The sequence below is a fragment of the Achromobacter sp. UMC46 genome (genome assembly GCF_014170335.1).
Lineage (GTDB): Bacteria > Pseudomonadota > Gammaproteobacteria > Burkholderiales > Burkholderiaceae_B > Achromobacter.
This window is the reverse complement of sequence record NZ_LZZS01000014.1, coordinates 25,916-45,348: the sequence shown is the minus strand read 5'-3', so window position 1 is coordinate 45,348 and position 19,433 is coordinate 25,916. Positions and strand designations below refer to the sequence as shown.

At 67.1% G+C, this 19,433-nt stretch carries 15 protein-coding genes; 6 read left to right on the top strand and 9 right to left on the bottom strand.

Annotation, left to right across the window (positions count from 1 at the left end):
• The first annotated feature begins 40 nt into the window (after window positions 1-40).
• Complete coding sequence (locus tag A9973_RS13515) at window positions 41-943, top strand: LysR family transcriptional regulator (RefSeq protein WP_183014275.1); 903 nt, start codon at window positions 41-43, stop codon at window positions 941-943.
• A gap of 39 nt (window positions 944-982) precedes the next feature.
• Here A9973_RS13515 and A9973_RS13510 read toward each other — a convergent pair whose 3' ends face one another.
• From A9973_RS13510 to uvrA, 3 genes are all read right to left on the bottom strand, one after another.
• Window positions 983-1,615 (bottom strand): aminotransferase class IV family protein, encoded by a 633-nt coding sequence (locus tag A9973_RS13510; protein WP_183014274.1) that lies wholly within the window; start codon window positions 1,613-1,615, stop codon window positions 983-985.
• 68 nt (window positions 1,616-1,683) lie between these two features.
• Window positions 1,684-2,820 (bottom strand): aminodeoxychorismate synthase component I, encoded by a 1,137-nt coding sequence (locus A9973_RS13505; RefSeq protein ID WP_183014273.1) that lies wholly within the window; start codon window positions 2,818-2,820, stop codon window positions 1,684-1,686.
• A gap of 5 nt (window positions 2,821-2,825) precedes the next feature.
• Window positions 2,826-8,612, bottom strand: coding sequence for an excinuclease ABC subunit UvrA (uvrA, locus tag A9973_RS13500; protein ID WP_183014272.1), 5,787 nt, complete (start codon window positions 8,610-8,612; stop codon window positions 2,826-2,828).
• Window positions 8,613-8,852: 240 nt separating this feature from the next.
• On the opposite strand from uvrA, the gene A9973_RS13495 reads away from it, so the two are divergent.
• The 4 genes from A9973_RS13495 to A9973_RS31145 all read left to right on the top strand — a co-directional run bounded on the left by A9973_RS13495 (window position 8,853) and on the right by A9973_RS31145 (window position 11,544).
• Entirely contained in the window at window positions 8,853-9,638 is a 786-nt protein-coding gene (locus tag A9973_RS13495; protein WP_183014271.1) for an IclR family transcriptional regulator, read from the top strand.
• Between the two features lie 22 nt (window positions 9,639-9,660).
• Window positions 9,661-10,308 carry a bifunctional 4-hydroxy-2-oxoglutarate aldolase/2-dehydro-3-deoxy-phosphogluconate aldolase gene (locus tag A9973_RS13490; RefSeq protein WP_183014270.1) on the top strand — a complete coding sequence of 216 codons (648 nt, stop codon included), beginning with the start codon at window positions 9,661-9,663 and terminating at the stop codon, window positions 10,306-10,308.
• Entirely contained in the window at window positions 10,301-11,233 is a 933-nt protein-coding gene (locus A9973_RS13485; protein ID WP_183014269.1) for a sugar kinase, read from the top strand. Before A9973_RS13490 ends, A9973_RS13485 begins: the two co-directional genes overlap by 8 nt.
• A 182-nt stretch (window positions 11,234-11,415) precedes the next feature.
• Window positions 11,416-11,544: a hypothetical protein gene (locus tag A9973_RS31145; RefSeq protein ID WP_006226408.1), complete on the top strand. Its 129-nt coding sequence runs from the start codon at window positions 11,416-11,418 to the stop codon at window positions 11,542-11,544.
• 91 nt (window positions 11,545-11,635) lie between these two features.
• Here A9973_RS31145 and A9973_RS13480 read toward each other — a convergent pair whose 3' ends face one another.
• Window positions 11,636-12,601 carry a LysR family transcriptional regulator gene (locus A9973_RS13480; protein ID WP_183014268.1) on the bottom strand — a complete coding sequence of 322 codons (966 nt, stop codon included), beginning with the start codon at window positions 12,599-12,601 and terminating at the stop codon, window positions 11,636-11,638.
• Window positions 12,602-12,823: 222 nt separating this feature from the next.
• On the opposite strand from A9973_RS13480, the gene A9973_RS13475 reads away from it, so the two are divergent.
• Window positions 12,824-13,759 carry a glycosyltransferase family A protein gene (locus tag A9973_RS13475; RefSeq protein ID WP_183014267.1) on the top strand — a complete coding sequence of 312 codons (936 nt, stop codon included), beginning with the start codon at window positions 12,824-12,826 and terminating at the stop codon, window positions 13,757-13,759.
• A 3-nt stretch (window positions 13,760-13,762) separates the two neighbouring features.
• On the opposite strand, the gene A9973_RS13470 is transcribed toward A9973_RS13475, so the two are convergent.
• The 5 genes from A9973_RS13470 to A9973_RS13450 all read right to left on the bottom strand — a co-directional run bounded on the left by A9973_RS13470 (window position 13,763) and on the right by A9973_RS13450 (window position 19,413).
• A complete protein-coding gene (locus tag A9973_RS13470; protein ID WP_183014266.1) occupies window positions 13,763-14,512 on the bottom strand; it encodes an ABC transporter ATP-binding protein in 750 nt (249 codons plus the stop codon).
• A complete protein-coding gene (locus A9973_RS13465; protein ID WP_183014265.1) occupies window positions 14,512-16,305 on the bottom strand; it encodes an ATP-binding cassette domain-containing protein in 1,794 nt (597 codons plus the stop codon). The genes A9973_RS13470 and A9973_RS13465 overlap by 1 nt, the downstream gene beginning before the upstream one ends.
• Window positions 16,302-17,342, bottom strand: coding sequence for a branched-chain amino acid ABC transporter permease (locus A9973_RS13460; RefSeq protein WP_183014264.1), 1,041 nt, complete (start codon window positions 17,340-17,342; stop codon window positions 16,302-16,304). The genes A9973_RS13465 and A9973_RS13460 overlap by 4 nt, the downstream gene beginning before the upstream one ends.
• A 15-nt stretch (window positions 17,343-17,357) precedes the next feature.
• Entirely contained in the window at window positions 17,358-18,509 is a 1,152-nt protein-coding gene (locus A9973_RS13455; protein WP_183014263.1) for an ABC transporter substrate-binding protein, read from the bottom strand.
• Between the two features lie 175 nt (window positions 18,510-18,684).
• Window positions 18,685-19,413: an SDR family NAD(P)-dependent oxidoreductase gene (locus A9973_RS13450; RefSeq protein WP_183014262.1), complete on the bottom strand. Its 729-nt coding sequence runs from the start codon at window positions 19,411-19,413 to the stop codon at window positions 18,685-18,687.
• Between the last annotated feature and the right edge of the window lie 20 nt (window positions 19,414-19,433).

Sequence of the window (19,433 nt, the reverse complement as noted above, 5' to 3'; positions counted from 1 at the left end):
AAGACAAATCACCAGAATCAATATTGGTGGAGACAAGCGCATGAACCTGAAAGACGTGGACCTGAATCTGCTGGTCGTCTTCAATGAACTGCAGAAGCACGGCCGAGTGTCCGCCGTGGCGCAAAGCCTGGGCATTTCGCAACCCGGCGTCAGCAATGCGCTGGGCCGCTTGCGCAAACTGCTGGGCGACGAGTTGTTCCTGCGCACGTCGCGCGGCATGGTGCCCACGCCCTATGCGGAATCGCTGGCCCAGCCCATCGCCGACGCGCTGGGCGCGCTGCACGTCACGTTGAGCGCGCGGGCGCGCTTCGACCCGGCGCACAGCGAACGGGCCTTCGTGATCGGCGTGAACGACGTGGGCGAAACCTATTTCCTGCCGCGCCTGATGCGGGCGCTGGATGGCGCGGCGCCGGGCGTCACGATCCGGACCGTGCGCACGACGTCGATCGACGTGAAAGACGAGATGGAGCGCGGCCGGATCGACCTGGCCATGGGTTTCCTGCCGGGCCTGAAAAGCGGCTTCTTCCAGCGCAAGCTGTTCAGCCAGCCTTACGTGTGCATATTCCGGCGCGACCACCCGCTGGCCCGCTCGGGCGTGTCGGCCAGGCAGTTCCGCGCGGCCGAGCATGTGGCCATTGTGTCCGAAGGCACGGGCCACAGCGTGGTGGACGAGGTGATCGAGCAAGCGGGCATCCGCCGCCGCCTGCGGCTGACGGTGCCGCATTTCATGGCGGTGGGACCGGTGCTGGCCGCCACCGACATGATCGCGGTGGTGCCGCGGCGCTTCGCCGACTGCGCCTGCCAGCCGTTCGGACTGGCGACGGCGCCCTGTCCGGTGAAGATCCCGGAGTCCGTCATCAACGTATTCTGGCACGCCCGCAGCCACCGCGAACCCGCCAACCAGTGGCTGCGCCAAGTGGTGGTGGACGAGTTCGCCGATTGAGCGGGGTCAGGACTTGGGCGGCCAGCGCGAGAGCGGGGCTCAGGCTTCCCGCAGCGTGACCGTGAACCAGCCGCGCAGGGCGTTGGACAGGCGGATCTCGTCGGCGGCGTGCAGGTCGGCCAGGGTCAGCACGCGTTCCTTCACGTTGTCCGTGTCCAGCAATTCGCCGCGCTGCACGCCGGGCAGGCAGCCGCTGTCCACCGGCGGGGTGTACCAATGGCCGTCCATGCGCAGGTACACGTTGCTGCGGCTGCCTTCGCACAGTTCGCCGCGCTCGTTCAGGTAGAGCAGGTCGAAGATATGCGGGTGCGCCGGCAGCCACTCGATGGTTTTCGTGTACCAGGGGCGGTGCGTGGTCTTGTAGCGCAGCAGCGGTTCCGAGGACCGCAGCGTCTCGGGCGCCAGCATCACCTCCTGGACGGCGGGCAGCGGCGGCAGCCGGGCGGTCTGGATATGGCGGGAGCCGTCGCGCGCGACCAGCAGGCGCAGCCGGTGCGGGCCGGGGGTGACAAGGCCCATCGCGGCGATCATGATGTCGCCTTCCACCGACCGTCCGCCCCATACGTAGCCCAGCGCCTTGCAAGACGCCTCCAGGCGCTGCAAGTGGCGGGCCAGCAGGGGCACGCGTTGCTCGGCATCGACCAGGATGGTCTCGATCAATTCGGGTTGCATGGGACTCTCCTGGGAATTGGCGGGCGGAGCCGCGCTCTATGCTACTACCGCTGGCGGGGTTTGCGCCGTCAGGCGCGCAGGATGCGCGCCTTCCAGTGGCATTCTTGCCATTCCTCGGCGGGATCCGAGTCGTGCACGATGCCGCCGCCGACGCTGTAGACGCCGCCGCCGGCCGGGTCCAGCACCAGGGTCCGGATCGCCACGTTCAACGAAAAATCGCCGTCCGGCGCCAGCCAGCCCACGCTGCCGCAGTACAGGCCGCGCGGGGCGGCTTCCATCTGGCGGATGCGCCGCATGGCGGCCACCTTGGGCGCGCCGGTGATGGAGCCGCAGGGGTACAGGGCGGTCAGCACGTCCTGCAGCGTGGCGTCCGGCGCCAGCGCCGACACGGTGGACGTCATGGTCCAGACGGTGGGGTAGCGTTCCAGCGAGAACAGCGCGTCCACCTTGACCGACCCGGGCTGGGCCAGCCGGCCCAGGTCGTTGCGCAGCAGGTCCACGATCATCAGGTTTTCCGCGCGGTTCTTTTCGCTGGCCAGCAGTTCCTGGCCCAGCCGCGCATCCTCGGCGGGATCGGGATGGCGCGGCGCGGTGCCTTTCATCGGGCGGGTCGTCAGGCGCGGGCCTTCGCGCCGGACAAAGAGTTCGGGTGAAAAAGACAGCACCGTGCGGTCGCCGTCCTGGATGAACGCGCCGTGGGCCACCGGGTTGCGGGCGGCGATGCGGCGGTAGAGCGTGGCCGGGTCGCCCTGGTATTGCAGGTCGAGCGGTTGCGTGAAGTTGACTTGATACAGCTCGCCGTCGCCGATCAGGCCGCGGATGGCGTCGACCTGGCGCACGTAGCCGGCTTCGGTCATGCGCGGTTGGGGCAGGCTGATGGAGGCGGGCGCGCTGCCAGCGTCCGGCGCCCCCCAGGGGGCTTCGTCCACCTTGCGGTCGAACACCAGCGCGGTCAGGCGCGGGCGGCCGTCGTCGCGCGGGGGCGTCCAGGGGCCGGCGGGCGCGGCCAGCACGGTTTCGGGCAACAGCCATTCGCCCAGTTCGTAATCCAGCAACAGGGCGACCCATCGCCCTTGCCGGCGCGCGGCCTCGATGGCCGCCAGCGCGGGGGCGACGTCGGCCGCGGCGCGTGCTTCGATCCGGGAGCAAAAGCCCTCGAACCGCAGCGCGCGGCCGGCCAGCCGGTCTTCAAAACGACAATCCATGCGTGTTACTGCGGTTGTTGTTGCGCCAGGAACTCCGTCAGGACGCGCCCGGTGTGGGAGTGGTCGGCCAGGGTCATCACATGTTCCGGCGAGCCTTCGGCAACCAGCTTGCCGCCGCCCATGCCGCCTTCGGGGCCCAGGTCCAGCAGCCAGTCGGCTTCGGCGATGACGTCCAGATTATGCTCGATCACGACGACCGTGTTGCCCGCTTCCACCAGGCGGTGCAGCACATGGATCAGTTTCTCCACGTCGGCCATGGACAGGCCCACCGTGGGCTCGTCCAGCACGTACAGCGTGTGCGGGATGCGCGAGGCGCGGCCGGTCTTGATCAGGCCGTCGGTCAGGCGCGCCTTGGACAGCTCGGTCACCAGCTTGATGCGCTGCGCCTCGCCGCCCGACAGGGTGGGCGACGGTTGGCCCAACGTCAGGTAGCCCAGCCCCACGTCCTGCATCAGCTGCAGCGGGCGGTGGATCTTCGGGTGCGCCGCGAAGTAGCCGATGGCGTCGTCCACTTCCATGGACAGCAGTTCGCCGGCGTTCTTGCCGCGCATCTGCACGCTGAGCGTATCGCTGTTGAAGCGCGCGCCGTAGCAGGCGTCGCACGGCACCTTCACGTCCGGCAGGAAATTCATTTCGATGGTGCGCATGCCCTGGCCTTCGCAGATCGGGCAGCGGCCGTCGCCGGTATTGAACGAGAAGCGCGCCGCCGTCCAGCCGCGCATGCGGGCTTCGCGGGTATCGGCGAACTGCTTGCGCACGTCGTCCCAGAAGCCCACATAGGTGGCGGGGCACGAGCGCGGCGTCTTGCCGATGGGAGTCTGGTCCACTTCCAGCACGCGGTCGATGGCTTCCCATCCCTTGATGCTTTCGCAGCCCGCCCAGCCCGGCGACTTGCCTTGCGAAACAGCCTGGCTCAGGTTGTCCAGCAGCACTTCGCGCGCCAGCGTCGACTTGCCGGAACCGGACACGCCGGTCACGACGCTCAGGCGGCCCACCGGGATCTTGGCGTCCACGCTGCGCAGGTTGTGCAGGCGCGCGCCGCGGATCTCGATCATCGGCGTGTCGGCTTCGACCGGGCGACGGCCTTGCAGCGGGTGTTGCAGCGGTGTTTTCAGATACCGGCCGGTGATGGATTCCGGGGCGTCCATCAAGTCCTGCACGGAGCCTTCGGCCACGACGCGGCCGCCGCGGATGCCCGCGCCCGGGCCGATGTCGATCACGTGCGAGGCGCGGCGGATCGTGTCTTCGTCGTGCTCGACCACCACCAGCGTGTTGCCGTTTTCTTCCAGGCGGGCCAATGCGTTCAGCAGGATGCGGTTGTCGCGCGGATGCAGGCCGATCGTGGGCTCGTCCAGCACATAGCAGACGCCTTGCAGGTTGGAGCCCAGCTGCGCGGCCAGCCGAATGCGCTGCGCCTCGCCGCCGGACAGCGTCGGGGCGGCGCGGTCCAGCGCCAGGTAGTTCAAACCCACTTCCTGCATGAAGTTCAGGCGGCCGCGGATTTCGGACAGGATGTCGCGGGCGATCTCGCCTTCGCGGCCGCGGGCCACGAGTCCCGTGAAGAAGGTGTGCGCGTCCGACACCGGCAGCGACGCCAGTTCGGCGATCGACTTGTCGCGCCAGCGCACGGCGCGCGCCACGCGGTTCAGGCGCTGCCCGTCGCATTGCGTGCAAGCGCCGGCCTCGCCTTCATACCAGGCGTTCCAGGCGGTTTCCTCGCCGGTCTGCTCTTCGTCGAATCCCTGCAATTGCAGGCCCGTGCCGAAGCAGCCCGTGCACCAGCCGTGCTTGGAGTTGTACGAGAACAGGCGCGGATCGGGTTCGGGGAAGCTGGTGCCGCAAGACGGGCACGCGCGCTTGACCGAGAAGTGCTGCTGCTGCAGTTCGCTGTTCAGCGCTTCGTGCAGCTTGTTCACCGGCCACACCACCGACATCACGCCCTGGCCGTTTTCCAGCGCGCTCTTGACCGCGGCGCGCAGGTCGGCCTCGTTGGCGGGGTCCACCACCACGTCCGCCACGGGCAGTTCGATGGTGTGTTCCTTATAGCGGTCCAGGCGCGGCCACGGGGCCACGGGGATGAACTCGCCATCCACGCGCAAGTGCGAATGGCCCTTGGATCCGGCCCACTTGGCCAGGTCCGTGTAATAGCCCTTGCGGGCCGTGACCAGTGGGGAAAGCAGGCCGATGTGCTCGCCCTTGTGGTCGCGCAGCAGGCGGGCCACGATCTGGTCCGTGTTCTGCGGTTCGACGGCCACATTGCAGTCCGGGCAGTACTGCGTGCCCAGCTTCACATAGAGCAGCCTCAGGAAATGGTGGATTTCCGTCATCGTGGCCACGGTGGACTTGCGGCCCCCGCGGCTGGTGCGCTGTTCAATGGCGACCGTGGGCGGGATGCCGAAGATGGCGTCCACATCCGGCTTGCCGGCCGGCTGCACGATAGCGCGCGCATAGGCGTTCAGCGATTCCAGGTAGCGGCGTTGGCCTTCGTTGAACAGGATGTCGAAGGCCAGCGTGGACTTGCCCGAGCCGGACACGCCGGTGATCACGGTGAATTTGTCGTGCGGGATCTCGACGCTGATGTTCTTCAGGTTGTGTTCGCGCGCGTTGCGAATCTCGATCGCCATGTTGCCCTGGCGGCGCGCCCGCATCACGGACTGCAGCGGCGTGCCTTCGCCCGTGCCGTCCGCCTCGCCATAGGCCGCGGCGGGTTCGGCGATGCGGGCCGTCAGGCCGGCCTGCTCGACTTCCTGCGCGTCGGCATCGCTGGTCACGACCACGTCGGTCGGCAGGATGCTGACCTCGTAGTCGCGCAGCGCGGCGCCCGTGTGGGACGCGGGGTTGTCCATCAGGTCTTGCGGCGTGCCCACCCCAAGCACCAGGCCGCCGGCGTCGCCGCCTTCCGGGCCCAGGTCGATCAGCCAGTCGGCCGCGCGGATCACGTCAAGGTTGTGTTCGATGACCAGCAGCGTGTGGCCCGCCGCCAGCAGCTTGCGGAAGGCGCGCATCAGCCGTGCGACGTCGTCGAAGTGCAGGCCGGTGGTGGGCTCGTCGAACAGGAACAGGCTGCCCTTCTTGGCGACCTTGGCGGTGGAAATGCCGCTGCGCGCGGCTTCGGCCAGGTGGCCGGCCAGCTTCAGGCGCTGCGCCTCGCCGCCCGACAGCGTCGGCACGGGCTGACCCAGCCGCACGTATTCCAGGCCCACGTCGGCCAGCGGCGCCAGGCCTGTCTGCACGTCGCGCAGGCCCTTGAAGAAGTCCAGCGCTTCGCTGACCGTCATGGCCAGCACTTCGTCGATGGATGCGCTCTTGCCCAGGTGTTCGACGCGCACTTCCAGCACTTCGGGGCGGAAGCGCTTGCCGTCGCAATCCGGGCAGCGCAGGTACACGTCGGACAGGAACTGCATTTCCACGTGCTCGAAGCCGGTGCCGCCGCAGGTCGGGCAGCGGCCGTCGCCGCCGTTGAAGCTGAACGTGCCGGCCGTGTAGGCGCGTTCGCGCGCCAGCGGGGCCTGGGCGAACAGCTTGCGGACGGCGTCGAATGCGCCCACATAGCTGGCGGGGTTGGAGCGCGCTGTCTTGCCGATGGGGGTCTGGTCCACCATGACGACGTCGGCGATCTGCTCGGCGCCCAGCAGGCGCTCGAAGGCGCCCGGCGCTTCCGACGGCTTGCCCTTCTGCTTGAGCAGTGCAGGGTAAAGCACGTCCTGCACCAGTGTGGACTTGCCTGAACCGGACACGCCGGTCACGCAGACCAGCCGGCCCAGCGGCAATTCCACCGAGACATTCTTCAGGTTGTGCGCGTTGACGCCTTCCAGCAGCAGCCGGGGCGTGTTCTTGGCGACCGGCATCGGGCGCGGCGCTTCCACTCGCTGGCGCCCGCCCAGGTAATTGCCCGTCAACGTGTCGGCCGCGCGCAGTTGCTTGGGCGTGCCGTCGAAAACGATGTAGCCGCCGCGTTCGCCGGGGCCGGGGCCGATATCGATGATGCGGTCAGCCGCCACCATGACCTGTGGGTCGTGTTCCACCACCACCAGCGTATTGCCGGCGTTGCGCAGCCGGTGCATGACTTCGACCACGCGGTGCATGTCGCGCGGGTGCAGGCCGATGGACGGCTCGTCCAGCACGAACAGCGTGTTCACCAGCGAGGTGCCCAGCGCGGTGGTCAGGTTGATCCGCTGCACTTCGCCGCCCGACAGCGTGCGGCTCTGGCGGTCCAGCGTCAGGTAGCCCAGGCCCACGTCGCACAGGAACTTCAGGCGCGCCCGCACCTCGGTCATGAGCAGGTCGGTGGCCGCGTCCAGCGCGCCCGAAAACGACAGCTCGTCGAAGAAACGGCGCACGCGCTCGATGGGCAGCAGCATCACGTCATGGATCGACAGGCCGCCCAGATGGTTCAGCTGGTCGCGCGTCCAGTCGGCGCCGACCGGCATGAAGCGCTGGTAGCGGCCGTCTTCCGGCGGCAGCACCGTGTCGGCCTCTTCCTTGGTGCCCAGGCGCCACAGCAGCGCGTCGGGTTTCAGGCGCGCGCCGTTGCAGGTGGGGCAGGGCGTGTAGCTGCGGTACTTCGACAGCAGCACGCGCACGTGCATCTTGTAGGCCTTGGTTTCCAGCCAGTCGAAGAAGCGCTGCACGCCGTACCACTGGTGCTTCCAGGCGTCGTTGCCGCCCTTCCAGTCAGGGGTGCCGTAAAGTACCCAGCGCTTGTGCTCTTCGCTCATCGACTTCCAGGGCACGCCCAGCGGCACGCCCGCGCGCGGCGCGTACTTCTGCAGCTCGTCCTGGCATTCCTTATAGGAGGGTGTCGTCCACGGCTTGATCGCGCCTTCCAGCAGGGTCTTGTTCTCGTCCGGGATCACCAGGCCGAAATCGATGCCGATCACGCGGCCGAAGCCGCGGCAGGACTCGCAGGCGCCCAGCGGCGAATTGAACGAGAAGCTGCTGGGCAGCGGGTCGGTGTATTCGATGTTGCAGTCGGCGCAATGCAGGCGGTCGCTGTATTTCCAGATCGCCGCGTCGGCGCCTTCGGCGTCCATGACGTAGACGGCCAAGTGCCCGGCGCCCATGCGCAGCGCCGTGTCCAGCGCTTCCATCACGCGTTCGCGCTCGGTGCCCGCGAAGCGGAAGCGGTCCTGGATGACGTGCAGGATGCGGCGTGCTTCGCCGGCATCCTTGGCTGCCTTGCCCTTCTTGGCGCCCTTCGCGCCCTTGGCCGGGGCGGTGGCGCGTGGCACGGCGGTTTCCTCGGCGTGTACGCGGGTATAGCCCTGCTGCTCGAGAAAGCCGCGCACTTCGTCTTCGGTGAAGTTGGCGGGCACGGCGATGGGGAAGGTCACCACCAGGCGCGGGTCGCCGGCCACCGCAGCGCGTTCGGCCAGCGAGTGGTAGATGGAGTCCGGCGTGTCGCGGCGCACTACCTTGCCGCAGCCGCGGCAGTACAGCCGGGCGCCGCGCGCAAACAGCAGCTTCAGGTGATCGTTCAGTTCGGTCATCGTGCCGACCGTGCTGCGCGAGCTGCGCACCGGGTTGGTCTGGTCGATGGCGATGGCCGGCAGGATGCCTTCGATGCGGTCAACCTGTGGCTTGTCCATGCGGTCCAGGAACTGGCGCGCATAGGGCGAGAAGGTTTCCACGTAGCGCCGCTGTCCTTCGGCGTACAGCGTGTCGAACGCCAGCGAACTCTTGCCGGAGCCCGACACGCCCGTCACGACGACCAACTCGCCGGTGGCGATGGTCAGGTCCAGGTTCTTGAGATTGTTCTGGCGTGCGCCAACGATGCGGATTTGGGAGCTCATGGACGGTATCGTAGCCTGAGGAAGCCGCCTGCCCGAGCGATGACCCTTCGCTGGTTTCGAGCGCGGCGATATGGAATAATTGCCTACATAGTGAGTCACGAGTCCATAATATGGACAATCACGGGATCACTAACTGTACAAATAAACAGTATCGCAGATTCGTCTGATATTCGCGCTGTTTGCCTTGCGAAATCTGTTTGTTCATAGTTAAAGGCCGGTTGCCACTATTTGGGGACGTTCTTGTCGGAAACCAAGGTCGCGGGCGCTGCGGCGTTCGCCAAATTCATGACGGTGCTGCAGGCGGTGGCCGATGCGCCCGAGCCGCCCACGGCGGCCTCGCTCGCTCGCAGCTGCGGCTACCCGCGTCCCACGGTCTATCGCATCGTGGCGGCGCTGGCCGAGCAGGGCATGCTGGCGGAAACCGGTGGCGCCTACCGCCTGGGCACGCGCCTGATGTCGCTTGCCAGCGGCGCGTGGTCGCAGTTCGACCTGCGCGCCGCGCTGGCGCCCGACCTGCAGGCGCTGCGCGACGCCACCGGCGAAACCGTGCATCTGGCGGTGCCCGCCGGCCAGGAGATGATCTATATCGACAAACTGGAAAGCCCCGGCCCGGTGCGCATGGTGTCGCGCGTGGGCTCGTCGGTGGCGTTGCATTCCAGCGCGGTCGGCAAGGCCTATCTGGCCGCCCTGGACGATACGGCCCGCGAGCGCCTGCTGCGCGACCTGCCGTTGCCGGCGCGCATGCCGGGCACCGTGACCAGCCTGCCGGCCCTGCGCGCCGTGCTGGACGGCGACCGCGCGCGTGGCTACGCCATGGACAACGAAGAAAACGAAGCCGGCATCGTCTGCTACGGCGTGGCGCTGTGCGACGCGGCCGGCCGGCCCGTGGCGGGCGTCAGCGTCAGCACCTTGCTGTTCCGGCGGCGCGATGACCCGCAAGCCGCCTATATCGATCCCTTGCTGCGGCTGCGCGACGCCGCCGCGGCCAAACTCGCCGTCCTGCCGGCATCGTCCGGCGGCGTCTGACCGCCCGCCTCAAAGGAATTCCATGACCGCATCCGCTCCCATCGCCTCCAAGCTTTCCGCCCTGCTGGCCGCCCGGGTCGTGCCCGTGCTGCGTTATACGGACGCGGCCACCGCCGCCTATGCCGCCGAAGTCGCCGTAGCGGCCGGCTGCACCACGCTGGAGCTGACCTGGACGATTCCCGGCGTGACCGACCTGGTGCGCGCGCTGCGCGACAAGCACGGCGCCAGCCTGCTGCTGGGCGTGGGCACCGTGCTGGACGAAGCCCAGGCCCGCGACGCGCTGGTGGCCGGCGCCGATTTCCTGGTGTCGCCCGCCCTGGCCACCGAGATCGTGGACATGGCGCACGCCGCTGGCGCCCTGTGCCTGCTGGGCGCGTTCACGCCCACCGAAGTGCTGGCCGCCCGCCGCGCCGGCGTGGACGTGGTGAAGGTGTTCCCGGCCGACACCGGCGGCCCCAAGCACCTGGCCGCGTTGAAGTCGGTCTACCCCGACACGATCTTCTGCCCCACGGGCGGCATCACCCAGGACAACATGGGCGCGTACTTCGCGGCCGGCGCCGGGCTGGTGGGCATCGGCAGCAACCTGTACGACAAGGCCGCGTTCGCCGCGCGCGACACGGCGGCCCTGGTCGCCCAGATCACCCGTACCCGCGAGGCCGCCCATGGCTGATTTCGACATCGTCGCGCTGGGCGAACCGCTGGTCGAACTGAACCAGACGCACAAAGGCCAGCTGCAATACCTGCAGGGCTTTGGCGGCGATACGTCCAATGCGGTCATCGCGGCGGCCCGCCAAGGCGCGCGCTGCGCCTACCTGACCCGCGTGGGCAACGACGCGTTCGGCGCCCAGTTCCTGGACCTGTGGCGGTCCGAAGGCGTGGACACGGCGGGCGTGCAGACGGACGATGACGCGCACACCGGCCTGTATTTCGTGCAACACGGCCCGGACGGCCACGCGTTCAGCTATTTGCGGCGCGGCTCGGCCGCCAGCCTGATGACGCCGGCGCTGCTGCAAAGCGGCCTGATCGAGCGCAGCCGCTTCCTGCACGTGTCGGGCATCAGCATGGCGATCAGCACCAGCGCCTGCGACACGGTTTTTGCCGCCATCGCCCGCGCGCATGCCGCGGGCGCGCAGGTCAGCCTGGATTCGAACCTGCGGCTGCGCCTGTGGCCGGTGGACCGCGCCCGCGCCGTCCTGCGCGAAACCATGCGCGAAGCCGACCTGTTCCTGCCCAGCATGGACGACATGCAGCACCTGACCGGCAACGACGACCCCGAGCGCACGCTGGACTGGATCCGCGACGGCGGCGCGGCGGGCGTGGTGGTGCTGAAACTGGGCAAGGACGGCTCCATCATCGATGACGGCCACACTCGCACGCCGGTCGCGGCCTTGCGGGTGGATGCGGTCGACGCCACCGGCGCCGGCGACTGCTTCGCGGGCAGTCTCCTTGCGCGCCGTTGCCAGGGCGATTCCTGGGAAGACGCCGTGCGCTACGCCAATGCCGCGGCAGCGCTGTCGACACTGGGCTATGGTGCAGTCGATCCGCTGCCCCGCGCGGAACAGGTCCAGGAACGGCTGAAGTCGCTGGCAGGTTAGGGGCGAACCGGGGCGGCCACTGACAGGGACGGATCACGTCACGGCCGCTACACCCCGTTTTCCGCCCTGATTGGCGCGGCCTGGGGATTTCAGGCTAAAATGGCAAGTTATCCGAATTTTTTCCGCCAGCCCTATTTCCGGTTGTGCGGGCCACTTTCCGCAAATTCAACAGGAGAATCAACATGGCTGAACGCAAACGCGTGCGTCGTAACACCCTGGAACGTCGTTGCTTGGGCAAGGCTTTCAAGCGCTTGTTCGTCAAGTCGCCCAAGGGTGTTTTCAAGATGCTGGAAAAGATCAAGCGCGTCTAATCAACGCCCTGATCTGAAAAAACCCGCTGGCTTTTGCCAAGCGGGTTTTTTTTCGTCTTGCGGTCGAAGGCAGAAGGTTGAAAGTCCGACCTCAATCGACGGTCGGCCCCAGCTTCGGCTTGATGAATTCCATGAACGCCCGGGTTTTCGCCGGCTGGATGCTTGACGGATACACCACGTAGATCGAGATCGGGTCCACCGACCAGCCCGGCAGCACGCGCCGCAACGAGTTGCGCTTGATGATCGGATCCAGCGCCTGGCAGTGCGGCATGCGCGTGATGGCCAGGTCCAGGCCGGCCAGGGTGCCGGCGATGCTCATGTTGTTGGCGGCAAGATGACCGCTGACCGGCACGCTTTCACTGACCGTGCCGTTGTGCAGGGTCCAGTGCGAATGCGCGTCGTCGATCGTGGTCCGCAGGCATTGGTGCTGCGTCAGGTCGGCGGGCGTCTTGGGTTCGCCGTAGCGTTCCAGGTAGCGGTCGGACGCATACAGGTAGTTGTCCAGGGATACCAGTTCCTGCACCACGGCGCCGTCGCTGCGCGGAACGGCCGCGCCGTTGCCATTGCCCGTGTCCACCGTGGACAACGGATAGTCGGTGTCGCGGCCAAAGCGCAGCACCACGTCGAAGGGCGTGCCTTGGGCGTCTGACGCCGTCATCATGCTCAGGTCGAACTCGCACTCCACTTCGGGATAGCGGTCGGTGAAGTCGTTGATGGTTTCCGGCAGCAGCCAGATCGCCAGGCTGTAGGGCATGGACACCCGCAGGTTGCCCGTCGGGCCGCCCGACAGCGACAGCAGTTGCTCGTGCGCCAGACGGGCTTCGTCGATCAGGCCCTGGCAGCGGCGCATGTAGGCCGCGCCGGCCTCGGTCAGGTCCAGCCTGCGCGTATTGCGGTTGATCAGCCGCAGGCCGATCGCGCGCTCCAGTTCATTGATGCGGCGCGACAGCGTCGACGTGGGCATGTCCAGCGCGCGCGCGGCCAGACTGAAGCTCTTGCGCTTGGCAACCTCGACGAACAAGGCGATGTCATTGAGCTGGACGTTCGAAGCTTCCATAGGCATTCCGGATTTGGCCGCCCGAGTTTACGCCACTCCCGTACGCCGCCCAACGCATAAAGGTCCGGAATAATCGCCAAAAACGCAGAGGTTGACAGATTTGATTGCAAATTCGAATGCGCCGGCATCGGTTCGTGCTGGCATATCCCCTACACTTCAGGCGAAAACAGTTAGACCAAGACCGCAGCGGTGGCATGGCGATCGCAAAGGGGCACAGCAGGCATGACCGATACACCAACGTTTTTCACCGTTCTGACGCCCACCTACAACCGGGCGGGTACGCTGCACCGGGTGTATGAATCGCTTTCCCGGCAGACATTCAGGGATTTCGAATGGGTGGTGGTGGACGATGGTTCCACCGACAACACCCACGATTCCATTCTGGAATGGCAGACGCGCGCCGATTTCCCGATCCGCTACATCTGGCAGAACAACCAGCACAAGAAGACCGCCTTCAACCGCGGTGTCCGCGAGGCGCGCGGCCACCTGATCGTCGGCCTGGACAGCGACGATGAAATGCCGCCGGACGCGCTGGCCACGTTCAAGGACGCCTGGGAGAGCATTCCGCCCGCGCGGCGCGATTCCTATGTGGCCGTGACCGGCCTGTGCGCACGCCCCGACGGCAGCATCGTCGGCGACCGCTATCCGCAGGACGTGTTCGACAGCACGGCCGTCGATGTGTATTTCCGCTATCGCATCAAGGGCGAGAAATTCGGCTGTATGCGCACCGATATCCTCAGGAAGTACCCCTTTCCCGAAGACGTCGCGGGCTTCGTGCCGGAAAGCCTGGTGTGGTGGGCCGTGGCGCGCGCGGGCTATCTCAGCCGCTTCATCAACCGCGTGGTGCGCACCTATCACGACACGCCCGGGGGCCTGAGCCAGGGGGCCGTGTCGGTGGCCAACAATGCGCAGGGCCTGTACCTGCTGGCCTGGGACATGCTGCAGCACCACCTGGAATTCTTCCGCTTCCGGCCGCGCGAGTTCATCATGGCGGCCGCGCGCTATACGCGTTTCCGCCTGCACCTGAAGCATTCCGGCGTGCCCACGGCCGTCCAGGCCTACCGGCTGACGAACCCCGCCGCGACCTTCATGGTGGCGGCGATGTGGCCCCTGGGCTACGCGCTGTACCGCCGCGACCGCCGGCGCGGCGTCGCCTAGCGCTCAAGCAGGCGCCGCCGCCGGCGCGCCGTGGCCCAGCCCCAGATACACCTCGACCACGCGCGGGTCCACCGCGACTTCCGCCGCCGGCCCCTCTAGCGTGACCGTGCCGGTCTCCAGCACATACGCGTAATCGGCCACCTGGAGCGCGGCGCGGGCGTTCTGTTCGATCAGCAGGATGGACACGCCCATCTCGCGCAGCCGCGCGACGATGCGGAACACTTCCCGCACGATGCGTGGCGCCAGTCCCAGGCTGGGTTCGTCCAGCATCAGCAGGCGCGGCTTGGCCATCAGCGCGCGGCCTACGGCCAACATCTGGCGTTCGCCGCCGGACAGGGTGCCGGCCAATTGCGCATGGCGTTCCTTCAGGCGGGGAAACAACTCGTAGACCTCGGCCAGCGTCTTGTCGTGGTCGCGCTGGCCGCAGCGGAAGCGGTGGAATGCGCCCAGCATCAGGTTGTCTTCCACGGTCATCTCTGCGAAGAGCTCGCGCTTTTCCGGCACCAGGTTCATGCCGGCCGCCACCATTTCCTCGATCTCGGCGTGCGCCTGCGCCTTGCCGCCGAACAGGATCTGGCCGGTGGAGGGCAACACGCCCATGATGGCGGACAGCAGGGTCGTCTTGCCGGCGCCATTGGGGCCGATCACGGTCACGATCTGGCCTTCGCCCACGGCCAGGCTGATGCCGGACACGGCCTCCACCTTGTCGTAGGCGACATGCAGGTCGCGTACTTCCAGCAGTTTCGCAGTCATCATTCCACTCCGCCCAGATAGGCTTCCAGCACCGCGGGATTGTGTTGGATCTCGGCAGGCAGCCCTTCGGCGATCTTCTCGCCGAAGTCCATGACCACCACGCGATCCACCAGGCCCATCACGAAGTCCATGTCGTGCTCGACCAGCAGGATGGCCATGCCTTCGGCGCGCAATTTCTTCAGCAGTTCGGCCAGTTCGCGTTTTTCCTGATAGCGCAGGCCGGCGGCGGGTTCGTCCAGCAGCAGGATGCACGGGTCGGAGGCCAGGGCGCGCGCGATCTCAAGGATGCGCTGCTGGCCCAGCGCCAGCGAACCGGCTTCGTCATGCAGATGCTTGCCCAGGCCCACGCGCTCGACCTGGCGCGCGGCCTCGGCCAGCAGGCGCGCTTCCTCGGGGCGGTCCATCCGCCACGCGGACGGCAGCACGCCGCGATGCCCGCGCAGGTGGGCGCCGATGGCCACGTTCTCCAGCACGCTCATGCGGGAAAGCAGGCGCACGTGCTGGAACGTGCGCGACAGGCCCAGCCGCGCGATCCTGCGCGCGCCGGCGCCCGCCACGAGGTGGCCCAGCAGCGTGACCTGGCCAGACGTCGGCGTGTCCACGCCCGATATCTGGTTGAACATCGTGCTTTTGCCGGCGCCGTTGGGGCCGATCAGCGCCAGGATCTCGCCCGCCCGGATCTCCAGGTTCATGGCGTTGTTGGCGACCAGGCCGCCGAACTTGCGCGTCACGTCCACGGCCTTCAGCACGACCTCGCCGCGCGGCGGCATGGGCTTGCGGGGCAGGGGTTCCGCCTCCATGTCCAGCCGGCGCACGGGCTTTTTCACGCGGACCCAGCGCGTCAGCACCGGCCACAGGCCGCTGCGGGCGCGGTGCAGCAGCAGCACCATGCCGAAGCCAAAGACGATGACCTCGAAGTTGCCGGTCTGGCCCAGCAGCTTGGGCAGCCAGTCTTGCAGCCATTGCTTGAGCACGGTGAACACGCCCGCGCCGACCAGCGCGCCCCAGACGTGGCCCGCGCCGCCGATGACGGTCATGAACAGGTATTCGATGCCCATCTGCAGGCCGAACGGGTTGGGGTTCACGAAGCGCTGCATGTGCGCGTACAGCCAGCCGGACGCGCACGCCTGCAGCGCGGCGATGATGAAGATCACCATGCGCGACCGCGCGGTGTCCACGCCCATCGATTCGGCCATCACGCGCCCGCCCTTAAGCGCGCGGATGGCGCGGCCTTCACGCGAATCCAGCAGGTTCTGCGTGGACCATACGGCCACCAGCAGGAACGCCCAGATCAGGTAATAGATGCTGCCGCCCTGGTTCAGCGACCAGCCGAACACGCTGATCGCGGGGATGTCAGGAATGCCGGTGTGGCCGCCCAGGCCTTCGACGGAGCCGAAGGCAAAGTACAAGGACAAGCCCCAGGCGATGGTGCCCAGCGGCAGGAAGTGACCCGACAGCTTGAGCGTGATCGCGCCCAGCAGATAGGCGATGACGAGCGTCAGCGCCAGCCCGGCCAGCAAGGTCAGCCAGGGGGACGCGCCCAACCAGGCCAGCCAGGCCGGCAAGGAGTCCGCGCGGGTGGTCAGCAGCGCCGTCGTGTAGGCGCCCACGCCCACGAAGGCGGCCTGCCCGAAACTTGTCAGGCCGCCCACGCCGGTCAACAGCACCAGGCCCAGCGCCACCAGCGCATACAGGCCGATGTAGTTCAGCAAGGTCACATAGAACGGCGGCAAGGCCAGCGGCCCCAGCGCCAGCAGCGCCAGGAACACGAAGAGGATGATGCGGGGGGTCATTCGTCTTCTTCCTCGACGTGATGGCTTTTCAGCGAGCGCCAGAGCAGCACGGGGATGATCAGCGTGAACACGATGATTTCTTTGTAGGCGCTGGCCCAGAACGACGAGAAGGCTTCGATCAGACCCACCAGGATGGCGCCGGCCGCGGCCAGCGGATAGCTGACCAGCCCGCCGATGATGGCGCCCACGAAGCCCTTCAGGCTGACCATGAAGCCGGAGTCGAAATACATGGTGGTGATGGGGGCGATGAGGATGCCCGACACCGTGCCGATCAACGCCGCCAGGAAGAAGGTGGCGCGGCCGGCGAAGATGGGGGAAATGCCCATCAGCCGCGCGCCCAGCCGGTTGAAGGCGGCCGCGCGCAAGGCCTTGCCGTACATCGAGCGTTCGAAGAACTGGTACAGCACGATGATCAGGACCGCCGATACCGCCACCACCCACAGCGCCTGGCTGTTGATATTGATGGGGCCCAGCGCCAGGCTCGCGTCGCTGAACGGCGCGGTGCGGGCGCCTTCGGCGCCGAAAGCCAGAAGGCCCAGGCCGACCAGCGCCAGATGGACGGCGATGGACACGATCAGCAGCACCAGCGTCGAGGCCGACGCGATGGGCTGGTAGAACAGCCGGTACAGCTGCGGGCCCATCGGCACCACCAGCAGCAGCGTCAGCAGCGCCTGCACCGACATGGGCAATTGCGCCAGCGGCAGCCGATACAGCAGCGCCGCCAGCACCAGCGGATAGATCGCCTTGGCCGCGATGCGCCACAGGCCCCGCGCGCGGCCCGGGCGCCTGGCGCGCGCCACCAGGTCGGCGGCGGCCTCAGCCAGCGCGAACGCCAGCAGCAGCCAGACCAGCAGCACGGGTTTGCCGGCCTGGATGGCCGCCATGGTCAGCGCGCCGAAGGCGACGAATTCGCCCTGGGGGATGAACAGCACGCGGGTAACGGTGAAGACCAGCAGGATCGACAAGGCCAACAGCGCGTAAATGGCGCCGTTGGTGATGCCGTCCTGCCCAAGTATCAAGGCGATCTGAGCATTCATGCGTGGTCCGTGGCGTTACTTGACGAGCGTCCAGTTGCCGTCTTTCACGGTGATGAGTTCGCGGCCGCGGTCGTCGAAGCCGCTGTGGTCGGCGGCGCTCATGTTGTAGACGCCCTGCGTGCCCACCAGCTCCTTGGTCTGTTCCAGCGCATCGCGCAACGCGCTGCGGAACTCCTTGGTGCCCGGCTTGCCGGCCTTTTCCGCCAACGGCACGGCCTTCTCCAGCAGCAGGCCGGCGTCGTAGACGTTGGCGCCGAAGGTGGCGGGCTTGGAGCCGTTGAGCTTTTCGTAGGCCGCGATGTAGTCGCTGGCGACCTGCTTGGACGGGTTGCTGTCCGGCATCTCCGGCAGCACCAGCATCAGGCTGGCGGCCAGCACCGTGCCTTCGACCTTCTTGCCGCCCAGCTTCAGGAAGTCGGGCAACGCAGCGCCGTGAGTCTGGTAGAACTTGCCCTTGTAGCCCTGATCGAACAGGGTCGTCTGCGGCAGCACGCTGGCGGCGCCGGGGGCGGCCACCAGCACGGCGTCCGGCTTGGCGGCCAGGATCTTCAGCGCCTGGCCGGTGACCGAGCTGTCAAAGCGCAGATAGCGTTCGTTGGCGGTGACCTTGATGCCCTTTTCGGCGGCCAGGCCCGAGAAGACCTTGGACCAGTTCTCGCCGTAGGGATCGTTCAGGCCGATGAAGCCGACCGTCTTCACACCAGTCTTGACCATGTGGTCCACCAGCGCGCGGGCGATGATGTCGTCGTTCTGCGTGGTCTTGAACACCCACTTCTTCTGTTCGTTCATGGGCAGCACGACCGCTGCCGTGCCTACCGGGGCCAGCATCGGCACGCCGGCTTCCGCGGCGAACTGGATCACGCCCATGGCGTTGGGCGAACCCGACGGGCCGATCAGCGCGTCCACGTTCTGCTCCGAGATCAGCTTCTTGAAGGCGGTGACCGAGTTGGTGGAATCGCTGGCGTCGTCCAGCGAGATGTACTCGATGGTCAGGTCACCGATCTTCTTGGGCAGCAGCGGCACCGTGTTCTTCTGCGGAATGCCGACCAGCGCGGTGGGGCCGGTGGACGACGTGACGACGCCCACTTTGACTTGGGCCAGGGCGGGCAGGGCGAACAGGGCGGCGACGGCGGCGGCCGCGGCCAGGGGGAGTTTCTTCGACAGCATGGCAAAACCTCCGGATAGGGAGCAATGGGCGTGCGGTTGAAAAGCGGAGAAAACGGGGAACTGCGGGAATTACTTGTTGCTTAAAATTTCTAACACGCAAGGATGAGCACTGTAGACGTGGTACTGATGCTTACCTATCCGTTAAAACCCGACGACAGAGGGACGCCGCGCTTGGTCAGATGGTGATGGAACTGACGCTGGCGCCACCGCACACAAACAAAGTCTGTCCGGTGACGAAGCTGTTGGCGGGGTCGGCGAAGAACATCACGGCGCGCGCCACATCGTCCGAACGGCCCAGGCGCTTGACCGGGATGCCGTTGGCCAGCTGCTTTTCGCGTTCGCTGCCGGGTTCGATCACTTCGTAGAACATGTCCGTCTGGATGGGGCCGGGCGCCACCACGTTGACCGTGATGCCGTAAGGCGCCAATTCCAGCGACCAGGTGCGCGCCATGCCGACCATGCCGGCCTTGGTGGCCGAATAGGCGGTGCGGGTGGGCAGGCCCAGCGCGCCGCGCGACGACATCATCACGATGCGGCCGAACTGGCGTTCCTGCATGCCGGGCAGCGCCGCCTGCACCAGGGATATCGCGGCGCCCAGATGGATCTGCGTCAGGCCGTGCAGCTCTTCCTGCGTGACCTGCGGCAGCAGGTTCGGCCAGATGACGCCCGCGTTGTGGATGACGTGGCTGATGGGGAATTTGGCGGCGGCCTCACGGCCGGCCTGCGCGGTGGCATCCGCGTCCAGCAGGTCCACCTGCATGTTGTGCAGGCGCGGGTGGGTGAAGTCGGCGGCGCGGCGCGCCATCGAAATCACTTCGTAGCCCGCGTCCAGCATGCTGCGGCAGATTTCAGCGCCGATGCCGGCGCTGCCGCCGGTGACGAGGGCAACATTCGCTTGTGTCATGGAATCCCTTTGTTCGTTGT

Excerpts from the sequence above, each read along its gene's own strand:
- A9973_RS13515 (WP_183014275.1), top strand. The coding sequence starts at position 41 with ATGAACCTGAAAGACGTGGACCTGAATCTGCTGGTCGTCTTCAATGAA.
- A9973_RS13510 (WP_183014274.1), bottom strand. The coding sequence starts at position 1,615 with ATGCAACCCGAATTGATCGAGACCATCCTGGTCGATGCCGAGCAACGC.
- A9973_RS13505 (WP_183014273.1), bottom strand. The coding sequence starts at position 2,820 with ATGGATTGTCGTTTTGAAGACCGGCTGGCCGGCCGCGCGCTGCGGTTC.
- uvrA (WP_183014272.1), bottom strand. The coding sequence starts at position 8,612 with ATGAGCTCCCAAATCCGCATCGTTGGCGCACGCCAGAACAATCTCAAG.
- A9973_RS13490 (WP_183014270.1), top strand. The coding sequence starts at position 9,661 with ATGACCGCATCCGCTCCCATCGCCTCCAAGCTTTCCGCCCTGCTGGCC.
- A9973_RS13485 (WP_183014269.1), top strand. The coding sequence starts at position 10,301 with ATGGCTGATTTCGACATCGTCGCGCTGGGCGAACCGCTGGTCGAACTG.
- A9973_RS31145 (WP_006226408.1), top strand. The coding sequence starts at position 11,416 with ATGGCTGAACGCAAACGCGTGCGTCGTAACACCCTGGAACGTCGTTGC.
- A9973_RS13480 (WP_183014268.1), bottom strand. The coding sequence starts at position 12,601 with ATGGAAGCTTCGAACGTCCAGCTCAATGACATCGCCTTGTTCGTCGAG.
- A9973_RS13475 (WP_183014267.1), top strand. The coding sequence starts at position 12,824 with ATGACCGATACACCAACGTTTTTCACCGTTCTGACGCCCACCTACAAC.
- A9973_RS13470 (WP_183014266.1), bottom strand. The coding sequence starts at position 14,512 with ATGACTGCGAAACTGCTGGAAGTACGCGACCTGCATGTCGCCTACGAC.
- A9973_RS13465 (WP_183014265.1), bottom strand. The coding sequence starts at position 16,305 with ATGACCCCCCGCATCATCCTCTTCGTGTTCCTGGCGCTGCTGGCGCTG.
- A9973_RS13460 (WP_183014264.1), bottom strand. The coding sequence starts at position 17,342 with ATGAATGCTCAGATCGCCTTGATACTTGGGCAGGACGGCATCACCAAC.
- A9973_RS13455 (WP_183014263.1), bottom strand. The coding sequence starts at position 18,509 with ATGCTGTCGAAGAAACTCCCCCTGGCCGCGGCCGCCGCCGTCGCCGCC.
- A9973_RS13450 (WP_183014262.1), bottom strand. The coding sequence starts at position 19,413 with ATGACACAAGCGAATGTTGCCCTCGTCACCGGCGGCAGCGCCGGCATC.